Below are 13,167 nucleotides of genomic sequence, written 5' to 3' on the forward strand. Positions count from 1 at the left end.
AGGTATCCTTCATGTGGATACCTTTTTTACTAGCGTTTGTTATTTTGCAACTTCTGTCCACTTGTAGTTAAATTCGCCACCGAAGTCAGTTGTTACAAGTCCTTTAATAAATCCGCGTTGTAAGTAAGAACGACCTTGTTGGTATAAAGGAGCGACAGCGCCATCTTGTAATAAGATTTTTTCAGCTTGCTTCATTGCTTCAAAGCGTGCTTTTTCATCACCAGCTAAATCAGTTTTCACTTTACGAATAAGCTCGTCGTACTCTTTGTTAGAGTATTTATCGAAGTTATAAGCGCTATCTGTTGTGAATAGATCTAAGAATGTAATAGGATCCGCGAAGTCAGGGCCCCAGCCATCGATTCCGATTTCGTAATCACCACTTAATAGTAGTTTTAACTGTTGTTTACGTGGTTGAGGCTTTAAGTTCACTGTTAATCCATCTAGATTCTTTTCTAGTTCACCTTTTAAATATTCGCCAGTCTTTTTAGCTAAAGCATTATCACTTGTTAATAGTTCAATTGTTACTTTGTCAGTACCAAGTTCTTGTTTCGCTTTTTTCCAGTTTTCTTTTGCTGTTTTCACATCATCTTTAACTAGGTTTCCGTTTTCTTTACGGAAGTCGTTGCCATCTGGACTCTTTGCGAACTTCGCAGGAACCATTCCTTCGGCTGGAATTGCACCGTTATTTAAAATTGTTTCTACGTAAGCCTTTTTATTCATTGCTCCGTTAATAGCAAGACGTGCATGTTGATTCTTTAATACTGCATTTTTTTGATTTAGTCGTAAGAATTGAATACCGACTTCAGCGCGTTCCTTGAAGTTTGAATCGTTCTTATACTTATCAACAAACTCCGCAGTTAAAGCAACACGATCAATTTGTCCTGAATCATATAAGTTAACTTCTGTAGACTTATCTTTAACGACATTGAAGTTGATTTCTTCTAGTTTTACAGTTTTAGCATCCCAATAGTTAGGGTTCTTCTTCAATTGGAAGCTTTGTTCATGTTTCCAGTTATCTAATGTGAAAGCCCCATTGTAAATTAGATGCTTCGTTTCTAAACCGTATTTATCACCTTGAGATTTTAAATAATCTTCATTAATTGGTAAGAATGTTGAAAATGTCGTTAAGCTTAAGAAGTAGGGAACAGGTCGGTCCAGTTGTACTTCTAAAGTTTTATCATCAAGAGCTTTAACACCTAATTGATCGATTGCTACTTCTTTTTGGTTTATTTGTTTTGCATTTTTTATATCAAAGAATAAGAATGCATATTCAGCAGCTGTTTCAGGGTTAACGGCACGTTGCCAAGCGAAAATAAAATCTTTTGCTGTAACAGGAGTCCCATTTGACCATTTCGAATCACGAAGATGGAATGTATATTTTGTTTTGTCTGGACTAATGTCAACTGACTCAGCGACACCAGGAATTGGTTTATTATCTTCTCCCATTGCATATAAACCTTCAAAAACATTTCGCATTACATTCATGGATTCCCCGTCCGTTGCTTTTGCAACATCCATTGTTGGAATTTCTGAAGCAAATGATAAGTTAATCGCTTGTTTATCATTTGCTTTATCGTTCGCTTTTGCTCCGCCTGCATTATCTTTATTTCCCCCGCAAGCAGTTAGTAGTAGACTTGCCCCTAAAACAGATGCAACAACAGGTACAACTTTTTTCTTCATTGTTCTTTCCTCCCTAAATGTGTTGTTCGTAACGTCATAATGTCCATGTCTTGAAGTGTAGCTATAGAAGAAGAGAAAACCTATTATAAATATGTGTATATAGGTAATCGGGTGTTCTATATGTATATACAAGTTGAACTATAATCTATCGTTATATGTTTCAACTTAGTAGACATTACATTTTGATGGTAAAATATTTCGTTTCTTTGATTATTTAGAATATTAACACTGGAGAGAACTATATGTCAATAATAAAAAGTAGAGTGTTAATTTCTTGGAATAATATATTAAAAAAGCAGATTTCCTCGTATTAGGGAATCTGCTTTTAATATATTTTGCTAAAAAAACAATGGGTGTGGGCGGGAAAACGATGATCCAAGTTGCATTTTATCCCGCTATTTGCGGGCAGTAAGATCCCCACCTCAAAATTCAGTGAAAGCAAAGAAGTTAGGTGGGGGATGAAGAACCCCCCACTGATTAAAGTTTCACTTTATTTTTCAATTTTTGCCCATTTGAAGTTTAATTGACCAGCAAAGTCTACTTGCACAATGCCTTTTACAAAGGATCGCTCTAAATAAGATTCTCCCTTTTGGTAAAGAGGAGCAATAACAGAGTCTTTAAATAATATTTTTTCTGATGCTAGTAACGCTTCCCAGCGAGCTTTTTCGTCACCAGCCAAGGTAGTTTTAACTTTTTCAATTGTGTCATCAAACTCTTTATTAGAGTAATGATCTAGGTTGTAAGGGTTATTCGTTGTAAACAATTCAAGGAATGTAATTGGATCAGCAAAGTCAGGACTCCAACCGTCAATTCCAATCTCGTAGTCACCTTTTAATAGGAGTGAAACTTGTTGTTTACGTGGTTGCGGTTTTATATTTACTGTTAAGCCATCTAAATTCTTTTCTAGTTGTCCTTTTAGGAACTCACCAGTTTTCTTCTCAAGGTCACCATCACTTGTTAATAATTCTAATGTTATCTTTTCAGAACCAAGTTCTTTTTTGGCTTTCTTCCATAATTCTTGTGCAGATGTTGTATCAACTTTTGTTAAATCGCCGTTTGCAGTACGGAAGTCTTTTCCATCAGGCCCTTTTGCAAAGTTTTTTGGAACGAGACTAAAGGTTGGTGTAGAGCCATCATTTAATAACGTATTTACAAAGGATTTTCGATCAATAGTTTGATCAATCGCTTGGCGCGCAGAAACGTTTTGAAGTATTTTATTTTGTTGATTCATACGTAAAAATTGTACCCCTACGTTCGGACGTTCTTTAAAGTTAGCATCCTTTTTATATTTATCAACGAAGTCAGATGTTAGTTTTATACGGTCTAATTGTTTGGATTCGAATAAATTTACTTCTGTCGATTTCTCTTTCACAACGTTGAAATTGATTTCTTCGAGTTTGACATTATCTTTATCCCAATAGGTAGAGTTTTTCTTAAATTTAAAGCTTTGTTCATGCTTCCAATCGCTTAGTGTAAAAGCTCCGTTGTATAAGATTTTATTATCTTCTAAAGCGTACTTATCACCTTGTGCTTTAAAGAATTCCTCGTTGATTGGTAGAAATGTTGGGAATGCCGTTAAGCTAATAAAATACGGAACAGGGCGCTCTAATTCTACTTCAAACGTATGGTCATCAACTGCTTTTACACCAAGTTGATCGGCTGGAAGCTCTTTACTATTAATTTTTTTAGCGTTTTTAATATCAAAGAATAAAAAAGCATATTCAGAGGTTGTTGCTGGATCAACAGCTCTTTGCCAAGCGAAGACAAAATCTTTCGCTGTAACAGGAGTACCGTTTGACCATTTTGAATCTCGTAAATGGAATGTGTATTTCGTTTTATCGCCACTTACTTCATGAGATTTTGCAACACCTGGGACAGGTTTGTTACCTTCACCAAGATTATACAAACCTTCAAATACGTTTCTCATTACCTGACCAGAATCAGTATCTGTAGCACGAGCCGTATCCATTGTTCGAATCTCAGTAGGTGAAGATAAGTTTAAAACTTGTTTACTAGGTGCCTCATCTTTTGCATTTGCTCCGCTCGCTTCGTTTTTATAACTACCGCAACCAGATAATAAAATACTTACTCCTACAACTGATGCAATACCGGGTACAAACTTCTTTTTCATTTGATTTTCCTCCTAAATAGTTAATAAGATTGGATGATGATGAGGGAAATGAAAAACAAAAAATCCCTCTTTTCGTATTGAGAAAGAGGGATTTCTACGTACAAGTTATGCACCCGTATATAAACGAAGTCCCTCATTCTATCTTTCAAGCACAAAGCTTGCAGGAAGTGGCACAGTATTCAAAATGAACCTGCTGCCGAGGTTTCAAAGGGCCAGTCCCTCCACCTCTCTTGATACAATGAGTAAACAAATAAATTTTATTAATTTTTGTGTTTCTTTGATAATTCAAAATATTACACCTTGGATAATGAAGTGTCAATCGAATGGAATATAGTTTAAATTTTCAGTTTTATTTAAAATAAAAAAACCACTGCATATGGCAGTGGTTTCCTTACTAAAAGTTAAAGTTATCTGGATCTGGACCAACGCGATGATTTTCATTTAAAGCTTGAATTGCTTTCATATCATCCGAGCTTAATTCAAAATCGAAGATGTTTGCATTTTCAATAATGCGGTGTTCTTTAATAGACTTAGGGATTGTTACAACTTCATTTTGTAGATCCCAACGTAAAATAACTTGTGCAGTCGATTTATTATATTTTGTAGCGATTTCTTGTAATGTTGGGTGATCAAGTAGCTGCCCCTGCATTAATGGTGACCAAGCTTCAAGTTGAATGCTATGTTCTTTACAGAAAGCATGTAGTTCTTCTTGTGCCAAACGTGGGTGGTATTCCACTTGGTTAACCATTGGTTTAATTTCTGCAATTTCAAATACGTCTTGCAGATGATGAATATGGAAATTACTCACACCGATAGCACGAACACGACCATCTTTATAAAGCTGCTCTAAAGCTTTCCATGATTCAGTGTATTTTCCTTTTACAGGCCAATGTACTAAATATAGATCTAAATATTCTAGACCTAATTTTTCTAATGTAGTTTCAAATGCTTGTAATGTTGACTCGTAACCTTGATCACTATTCCACACTTTTGAAGTGATGAATAAATTTTCACGAGGAATACCAGATTCTTGAATTGCCTGTCCAACGCCTTCTTCGTTTTTATATATGGCAGCAGTATCGATACTACGGTATCCATTTTTAATAGCTGCTTTTACAGAATCGATTACTTCTGATCCGTCTTCTACTTTAAAAACACCTAAGCCGAACCAAGGCATTTTCACGCCGTTATGTAATGTTGTGTAGTCGTTTAAACTTGTTAAAGTCATATTAATTCCCCCTAGCTTTTTTATTGGTCGCTTCAACTGCTTGTTGAATGACTTCTGAAAAATTATTTTCATATAGAACTTTTAAGCCTTCAGCCGTTGAACCTCCTGGTGTTGTTACTTGTTCGCGGAGCATAGCTGGATCCTGATTTTGCTGGAGCATAGCGGCAGAGCCAGCAATCATTTGAATGACAAGGTGTTTTGCTGTTTCCTCATCAATACCATAGCTTTTCGTTGCTTCAATTAAACCTTCAGCAAAGTGATAGAGAAAAGCAGGTGCACTACCAGTAACTGCGGTAAGTTGGTGAACTTCCTCTTCGGTACAAAACTGTGAGGTACCAATACCTTTTAAAAGAAGTTGTAACGTTTCATGATGTCTTTCATCTACGGAATTTCCCGTCGTGTATAAGGAGATAGACTTTCCAATGCCAGCAGCTGTATTAGGCATAATCCAGGCAACAGGTGTGTTTTCTGGGAGTCTAGCTTCTAAATAAGATGGGCCAATGCCAGCAGCTACTGTTACAACAAGTTGATTTGATATTAACGGAGATAACTCTGCTAATAGCTCTTCATGTGCAGAAGGCGGCATTGCTAAAACAATTGTATCTACAGATTTAATATGCTGCTTCCAATCAGTTGTAATCGAGAGATCATATTGAGTTTGTAATTGCGTTAGTTTTTCTCTGTTGCTTCGGTTGGAAACAATAATTTCTTCGATGTATTCTTTACTTGTTGTAAGTAGTCCAGCAAATATAGCTTCTGCCATACGACCGGCACCAATAAATAAAATTCGATGTTTATTAGGCATATCCTTTATTCCTTTCTGATGAGAATATGTTATAAAAAACGATACCATTTTTAAGAGAATTTTGTAAAAAGAAACGGCTTATAGTAGAGGGAATACAATTGGAGAGAGGGCAGGTTATATAAAAAGGGCTATGAAGATTATTATATTTGAAAAATAGTTATAATCAAAAATCCCTGAAGCATTTATGCTTCAGGGATTGATAAATTATAAGCTTATGCTTTTGTCATACCAAGCAATACAGCGCCGCCGATAATTAAAACACTACCTAGTGCAATAAAGATCAATTGACGTTTTGTTTTCTTTTCACCTAAGAAGACAATCGCACCGAATGTTGAGATAACGATTCCAGTTTGAGATAATGGGAAGCTTGTTGCTACTCCAACACGTGGTAATGAAAGAAGTAAGAATAAGTTTCCTGTTCCCCATAGTAAACCAGATAAAGCATTACGCATTGCATATTTGTTAAATGGTTTATGTTTAGATGTCAGTACAACCGCACCGACAAACATACCAACTGCCTGTGGTAAAATAGCAGACCAACCATCAATGTTATACCAACGAATAATAATTACATATACAAGATAACCGAAAGTAGAAACAATTAAAGTAAGAAGTCCCTTTTTCAATTGTCCTGGTGGCTGTGCATTTTCTTTATCATCTAGTGATGTGAATACAACACCAACTACGATTAATAGGATTGCAATCGTTCCCAGAACAATCGTTGTAGTAGTAGTCCACTCACGAAAAGCGATAACTCCAAAGATAGAAGTTGCAACAAGTTGCATACCAGTAGAAATAGTTACAGTAGTTGAAACACCTAGTTTTTCAACTGTTTTTAATTGGTTTACTTGTCCTAAAGCCCAGAATAAACCTGAAATAAAGCCAACAATCAAGACTGTCATTGTTAAAGTTGGTTGAGTAAATACATACATAATTGTTGCGAAGAATAGAGCACCGATTGTCATACCTACCGTTTGGCTATATGCACCACCGCCCATTTTTACGCTTACTAATAAGATGTTTCCCCATGCGATTGCAGGAAGAAGCGCTAATAAAATGTCCATTACAAGACTCCCTTCGGTTTTCTATACCAATATAATTACATATCGTTCTAACGATCGGTAATGCCCCACTAATAGAGTAGAAGATTACCGATCGCTAAAACAGGATGAAGAATTCACGATATAAATGCGTTTTCATTTCTTCATTTTTTGAAACACTTTCATATAATAACAGGAAATTACCTATTTTAGAAAGTGAATTCAAATAAAATGTATATTTAAATAAGAGGTAAAATTCAGTCATTAATCAAATCATTTTATTTTTCGGGAAATAAAAAGCAACTTTTGTCGAAAGTTGCTTTAAGAAGTAGTAATTCTGCTATTAATGAGTTGAATACATAGTAAGAATAGAAGGGACATACTAATCGTTATGATTACAAGTGTCCAAGCTAGTTGCATATTACTTGCATCAATAGCCATATAAATCGCCGTTGGAATCGTCTGAGTTTTGCCCGGTATATTTCCTGCAAACATTAAAGTTGCACCAAATTCACCAAGTGCGCGAACAAAGCTTAAAATCATACCACTTAGTAACGCAGGAAATGCAAGCGGGAGTGTGACATGTAGAAAAACTTGGTATTCACTTGCACCAAGATCGCGCGCGCCATCTTCAATTTGTACATTTGCGATAGAAAATCCTGTTTTTGCTGATTGGTACATGAGCGGAAATGCAACAACTGTAGAAGCAATGATAGCAGCAGTAGATGTAAACATAATGGACTGCTGAAATAATGATTCAATCCACTTTCCAATGGGACTGTTATTTCCGAAAATGATAATTAGAAAAAAGCCGATAACAGTTGGTGGAAGCACCATTGGTAGTAAGAAAATAGTTTCTAGTAGTACTTTATATCGCCACGAGGAGCGCGCTAATGCTCGTCCAATAATCGTTCCCAAAATCGTAACGATAATGGTGGCGCACGCAGCTACTCGTAAAGATAGAAAGACAGGTGACAAAATTGTATCAAAGCTCATAGCAATTATGGCAGGAGTGTAAATCCATATTTCTTAAAGATAGATTGTGCATCTTTTGACTGTAAATATTCATAGAATGAAGTCGCCTCTTTCTTATGCTTAGATTCCTTTATAACACCTAAAGGATAGTGGATTGGCTCATGAGAATTAGCCGCTGTCGCCTCTACAATTTTCACCTTGTCTGAAACGAGAGCGTCTGTTTTATATACAATACCAGCATCAACATTACCTGTTTCTACATATGTTAACACTTGGCGAACATCTTTTGTAAATACGATTTTATTTTGAACGTCATTCCAAAGATTTTCATGTGTGAGAGAAGCTTTTGCATATTTTCCTGCAGGTACGGATTCGGGTGTACCAAGTGCGATTTTCTTGATTTTCTCATCTTTTAAATCTTGAAATTTTGTAAGAGAACTATCTTTTGGAACGACTAGAACTAGTTCATTTCCAAGAAGGTTTTTCCCTTCTTTTTCATTAATGAATCCTTTTTTAACAAGGGTTTGGAATTTATCTTCTGCTGCAGAGAAGAATAAATCAGCAGGTGCACCTTGCTCAATTTGTTGTTGAAGTGCACCAGAAGCACCAAAATTAAAAGAAAGTTTAATATTAGGCTCTGTCTTTTTATATTGTTTTTCAATTTCTTGTAATGCATCTTGCAAGCTAGCAGCGGCTGATATAGTCAGTTCGACTGTTGTTCCCTCTTTAGCAGCTGACTTTTCTTTCTTTTCCCCGTTTGTACAAGCGACACTAAATATAAGAAGGAAAGAAAGTATAAGTGCCCCAATAGATCGTAATGTGAATTTATTCATAAAAAAATCCCCTTTCGTTTTGACATATTCAATTATAACTAAATATAACTAAATATAACTAGTTATAATTGAATATAATTTGAACGATTGAGTTGTTTTTAAAAAATAGGAGAAATATTCTTTTCTTTGTTACAATGAAGGAAGAAAGTGAGGAATCGTCTATGGATCATCATTCCTACACAACGGAAGAAGTAGCAAAGCGATTAAAAGTATCAAAATTAACTGTATACGACCTAATTAAAAAAGGAGAACTTCCTTCTTATAGGGTTGGTAGACAAATGCGTATTGATGCAGCGGATTTAGAACAATATATCAAGCAAATGAAAACAGGTAAGGTGCAATTTACTTCTGTAAAGAAGGACGAAATTAGTAGTTCGAATACACGCATCATTAGTGGTCAAGAACTAACGTTAGATATGTTGGCAAAACATATAGAAAATCGTCTACCAAATTCGAATATATTAAGAGCATATCAAGGTAGTTTAACGAGTTTAGTGAAGATGTACCAAGGAGAAGGAAGCGTCGTTAGTTTGCATTTATTTGATGGCGAAACAGGTACATATAATGTTCCTTACGTAAAACGTATTTTAGTTGGACAACCATATATTATGATTAATTTATTAGCGAGAAATGTTGGATTTTATGTGCAAAAAGGGAATCCACAAAATATAAAAACATGGGCTGATTTAGCTCAGTCATCTATACGATTTGTAAATCGAGAAAAAGGTTCTGGTATTAGGGTGTTAGTGGATGAGCAATTGCGAATTCAAAAATTAAGTAAAGATATTAACGGGTATGAATGGGAAGAATCGAATCATCTTGGTGTTGCCTCGCAAGTCGCGAATGGAAAAGCTGATGTTGGGGTAGGTTCAGAAAAGTTTTCCCAAATTATGAACGTAGACTTTATTCCGATAATGAAAGAGCAGTATGATTTAGTACTTCTGAAGAATAAAGAAAATGAGGAACTTATTGAGGTTATAAAAGGGATTTTGCAATCTGAAGAGTTTCACAATGAATTAAAAGCAATTGGTGGATATGATATAAGCAAAACAGGCCAAATTATATATGAAACAAACTAAAAGGCTGCTTGTCTATAAGACGAGCAGCTTTTTCTATATATAAAGGGGTTTGGGGAAACGAATTGTTAAATAAGACTTTGAGCAAGTGTGTAAATGAAAGCCGTAAGAAGAGCTGTTCCACTTGCAAGTCCGATAAAGTGAAACTTTAATCAGTGGGGATTTTCTTCATCCCCCACTGATTATTAGTTGAACCAATCGGGCTTTTACGGGCAGTTGATCCCCTGCCTAACTTCCTTGCTTTCGCTGAATTTTGAGGTAGGGGTCTTACTGCCCGTTAATGCGGGATAAAGTCTGATTTGTTAAATGGTAGTTGCAGCTATTGAATTAACTTACAGAAGGATCATACTTTTGTATGATTAAAAAAGATCAGTAGATGATTTAGAAAAAATTGTTAGTAACATTACTATATAAGTTGATTCTTGTTTATAATAGATTGGTAAGAATAATTTGGAAAAATAAGTGTTAAAAGGGGATATGTAATGGAAAGTGAGTTACCACAATGGTTGTCAAAACTAAATGATGAATTAGATCAAATAGAAAATGAATTAGTAGATGACAAGACATTTCAGAAAAACCTTCGACAAATTAGAGAATTAAAAAGCGACATAAATAGTAATCCTATCATTATGATTGCTGGGGAGTTTAATGCGGGAAAATCCACCTTTATTAATGCTTTATTAGGTGAGGAGATTTTAACTTCGGAGATAACACCAGCAACAGCAGTTGTAACAGTTTTAAAATACGGAGAAGTTAGAGGAATAACTGCGTATTTTAAAAATGGAGATTGTAAAACATATAGTATTGAGAAATTAGCTACTATTTCATCTGAAGGGGAACAAAATGGTGCATTTATCCGTAAGAGTCTAAACTTTTTGGAGATAACACTGCCAAGTGAGATTCTAAAACAGGTTACGTTAGTTGATACTCCTGGATTAAACTCGTCAAATTTATTACATACAGAAGCTACAGAGATGTTTATGCGACGGGCTGATTTGGCAATTTGGTTATTCTCATATTTAAATGTTGGATCTTCTACAGAGATTAATCAAATAAATAAATTAAAAGACTACGGACTACAAACGACAGGGATTATTAATCAAATTGATCATCATGATGATGAAGAGGAACCATTAGAAGACTTTATTATGGATACAAAGAGACGGTTACCGATGCTTCAAAATTTAATAGGAGTTTCAGCTCGTAACGCATTAAAAGGGAAAGTGGAAAATGATGCTGAGCAGATGAATTGGAGCAATTGGAGAGAATTAGAGAATTGGTTGGACAATGTACAATTTGATCCTTATTTGAAAGAGAAGAAGGCTTATGTAGGGTTAACCGATACTTTAAAAGAAATACAGCATTGTATAGAAAATGAAAAGCAAAAACTAAACTTTTTAGAATCGCAAGGGAAGATAAATCAATTGATTTTTGAAATGATTCCTAACCTAGATAGGAAATATGATAATGGGATACAGTCCCTGAATAAAGTAAAAGATTTTGCTCATACTATTAATATACTTAATAATAAAAAATATTCTGTTGGGGAGATAGTGGAGAGTTCACAAAAAATTAGTGCTCTATTAAATCAACAATCGGAACTTATTTCAGAACTGAATCTCGTTGAAGAGGTAAATAAGTTTAATAGGTTTAATGAAGAAAAAATAAATGTAGGTAAAGAATTATTTTACCTGATTAATAATATAGGTGAAGAAGAATTAAAACAGTTGAAAGTGGGATTAAGCAACGAAAGAAATCAGTTGTTAGATGATTATAAGGAATATGGGAAATCAAATATATTTGGTAAGACTCCTTTTTGGGGACGTTTGGAAAATCTCAAAGGATTTTTAAAGAGGCAGGATGAGTTAAATAGAAATATAGTTAATTTTAATAATGAAGCCCAAACGTTTAAGGAATACAAAAATTTATTTCAACAAGTAGGGGAACATATACTTCATAATATTAAATCTTTCCTTAATAAGTTAGAAACAGCGGTGAACAATTACGCAAAGAAAGAATGGGAATCGTATAAAAAAGAATATAATGCTGTAAAGTCGCACTTTGAAAAAATAGATTATAGTAGTGTTTCAAAATTAAATACCTTACAGCTGAAAAAGGAAAGTATAGTCAGGATTTTATCAGATACAGATTTATTAAAGCGGGAATACATTTTTCATAAAGACTTATATGAAGAAGCGAAGCAATTGAGTGCAGCATTTATATTATTGGAGCGTGAAGGAGGGAATTTTGAATACGAGAGATATATAGAGGCACAGAGAACCCTAAATAATATGTTACCAATGTATTCTTTATATCAGAAAGAATATAGGCATCAGGTTACCACTGCAAAAGGAAGTAAAAGTTTAGGGATTCTGCAGGAAATAGATTTATCTATTAATTTGAAAGAGGAAAGACAATTTCTCAATGCATGCCGGACGTTAATAATGGTCGCAGTTTTTGTCTTTGGATTGACTGCAATATTAGCAGCGGCTAAGCAATCTGGGGATGCTATGAATCAAAACGTAGAAGAGGAGGAACCAAGTTATATAAGTGATTCAGAGAAACAAAAAGAAGTAGAAGAAGAAAGTGTAGAAGTAAATCGAGAATCTCAAAATACAGAAATTATAACAGTTTCAAATCAGGTTCGGGACTATAATCGCGCGTACCAGAGAGCAATAAAAGAGAAGAACTTTTCAATTGTATCCCCGTATATAGATATGAGCGGTAAAGCTTACGAGGATGTAAAAAGGGATGTAAATAATGCTAGAACAGAACGTTTTTCTCTTGATTCAAAATCGTTTTATATAGAGGATGCAACATTGGAAGCGGATAACATGTATCAAGTTATTGCAGCGAATGAAATTATCACTACATATGAAAACGGCAAAAAAGAGTATTTGAAAGTGAAAACTACGTATGTTATGAAGCGAAATTATAGTGGTGATGAATGGAAGGTATATGATATATCCACTATTCAATTAGATAAAAAAACCCTTGAACAAGGTAAGTCGCAAACGGTTGGTGTAGTGAAAGAAGAGCAAAATATTCAGCAATTTATGAATCAATTCTACCGTGAGTTTGAAATAGCATTTAATCAATATAATTTTAGTCGAATTGCATCTTTCTATGATCCAAGTGGTAGTGAATATCAAGATGTACAGAAGTATTTCAAAACGATGGAAGAGAAGCGTATACAGCAAAGAACATATCCTCCGGTCATTAAAAACATTCAAAAAGTAGGGGGACAGCAATATAGGATAGAAGTACAAGAAGAGTATACATTCCATTATCCAGATGGAAGAGATGATCATAAAAAAATGACATTCTTTTATACTCTGAAGGAGAATGGGTACAAACATTACCAAATCGTAAAAATTGATAAATAGGATGAAACTGTGG

General features: G+C 34.7%; 9 protein-coding genes, 1 pseudogene and 1 riboswitch. Of the genes and pseudogenes, 2 read left to right on the forward strand and 8 right to left on the reverse strand.

Annotated elements, in window-relative coordinates; genetic code table 11:
* Positions 1-39: 39 nt before the first annotated feature.
* The 7 genes from EXW56_RS01090 to modA form a co-directional block, all read right to left on the reverse strand.
* Complete coding sequence (locus tag EXW56_RS01090) at positions 40-1,680, reverse strand: peptide ABC transporter substrate-binding protein (protein WP_002202032.1); 1,641 nt, start codon at positions 1,678-1,680, stop codon at positions 40-42.
* Positions 1,681-2,170: 490 nt separating this feature from the next.
* Positions 2,171-3,811 carry a peptide ABC transporter substrate-binding protein gene (locus EXW56_RS01095; RefSeq protein WP_002202031.1) on the reverse strand — a complete coding sequence of 547 codons (1,641 nt, stop codon included), beginning with the start codon at positions 3,809-3,811 and terminating at the stop codon, positions 2,171-2,173.
* Positions 3,812-3,946: 135 nt separating this feature from the next.
* Positions 3,947-4,051: riboswitch (SAM riboswitch) on the reverse strand.
* Positions 4,052-4,205: 154 nt separating this feature from the next.
* Positions 4,206-5,039 (reverse strand): aldo/keto reductase, encoded by an 834-nt coding sequence (locus EXW56_RS01100; protein WP_002113375.1) that lies wholly within the window; start codon positions 5,037-5,039, stop codon positions 4,206-4,208.
* Between the two features lies 1 nt (position 5,040).
* A complete protein-coding gene (gene proC / locus EXW56_RS01105) occupies positions 5,041-5,844 on the reverse strand; it encodes a pyrroline-5-carboxylate reductase (RefSeq protein ID WP_002113376.1) in 804 nt (267 codons plus the stop codon).
* A gap of 212 nt (positions 5,845-6,056) precedes the next feature.
* Positions 6,057-6,908 (reverse strand): GRP family sugar transporter, encoded by an 852-nt coding sequence (locus EXW56_RS01110; RefSeq protein WP_002113377.1) that lies wholly within the window; start codon positions 6,906-6,908, stop codon positions 6,057-6,059.
* A gap of 297 nt (positions 6,909-7,205) precedes the next feature.
* A complete protein-coding gene (modB, locus tag EXW56_RS01115) occupies positions 7,206-7,880 on the reverse strand; it encodes a molybdate ABC transporter permease subunit (protein ID WP_002151307.1) in 675 nt (224 codons plus the stop codon).
* A gap of 5 nt (positions 7,881-7,885) precedes the next feature.
* On the reverse strand, positions 7,886-8,692 hold the full coding sequence (modA, locus tag EXW56_RS01120) for a molybdate ABC transporter substrate-binding protein (RefSeq protein ID WP_098988528.1): 807 nt from the start codon (positions 8,690-8,692) through the stop codon (positions 7,886-7,888).
* A gap of 134 nt (positions 8,693-8,826) precedes the next feature.
* Here modA and EXW56_RS01125 point away from each other — a divergent pair, with 134 nt between their 5' ends.
* The gene (locus EXW56_RS01125) at positions 8,827-9,771 is read left to right on the forward strand and encodes a helix-turn-helix transcriptional regulator (protein WP_080013760.1); all 945 of its coding nucleotides are present in this window, start codon (positions 8,827-8,829) and stop codon (positions 9,769-9,771) included.
* A 65-nt stretch (positions 9,772-9,836) separates the two neighbouring features.
* Here the strand turns inward: EXW56_RS01125 and EXW56_RS01130 are convergent.
* A pseudogene (locus EXW56_RS01130) lies at positions 9,837-9,917 on the reverse strand (DUF3948 family protein); the annotation flags it as partial.
* Between the two features lie 333 nt (positions 9,918-10,250).
* Here EXW56_RS01130 and EXW56_RS01135 point away from each other — a divergent pair.
* Positions 10,251-13,154, forward strand: a complete 2,904-nt coding sequence (locus EXW56_RS01135; protein WP_215597125.1) for a dynamin family protein — start codon at positions 10,251-10,253, stop codon at positions 13,152-13,154.
* Positions 13,155-13,167: the final 13 nt, after the last annotated feature.

Source organism: Bacillus mycoides (genome assembly GCF_018742245.1).
GTDB classification, from domain to species: domain Bacteria; phylum Bacillota; class Bacilli; order Bacillales; family Bacillaceae_G; genus Bacillus_A; species Bacillus_A cereus_U.

Coding starts and splice junctions, on each gene's coding strand:
- EXW56_RS01090 (WP_002202032.1), bottom strand. CDS start 1,680: ATGAAGAAAAAAGTTGTACCTGTTGTTGCATCTGTTTTAGGGGCAAGT.
- EXW56_RS01095 (WP_002202031.1), bottom strand. CDS start 3,811: ATGAAAAAGAAGTTTGTACCCGGTATTGCATCAGTTGTAGGAGTAAGT.
- EXW56_RS01100 (WP_002113375.1), bottom strand. CDS start 5,039: ATGACTTTAACAAGTTTAAACGACTACACAACATTACATAACGGCGTG.
- proC (WP_002113376.1), bottom strand. CDS start 5,844: ATGCCTAATAAACATCGAATTTTATTTATTGGTGCCGGTCGTATGGCA.
- EXW56_RS01110 (WP_002113377.1), bottom strand. CDS start 6,908: ATGGACATTTTATTAGCGCTTCTTCCTGCAATCGCATGGGGAAACATC.
- modB (WP_002151307.1), bottom strand. CDS start 7,880: ATGAGCTTTGATACAATTTTGTCACCTGTCTTTCTATCTTTACGAGTA.
- modA (WP_098988528.1), bottom strand. CDS start 8,692: ATGAATAAATTCACATTACGATCTATTGGGGCACTTATACTTTCTTTC.
- EXW56_RS01125 (WP_080013760.1), top strand. CDS start 8,827: ATGAAGGAAGAAAGTGAGGAATCGTCTATGGATCATCATTCCTACACA.
- EXW56_RS01135 (WP_215597125.1), top strand. CDS start 10,251: ATGGAAAGTGAGTTACCACAATGGTTGTCAAAACTAAATGATGAATTA.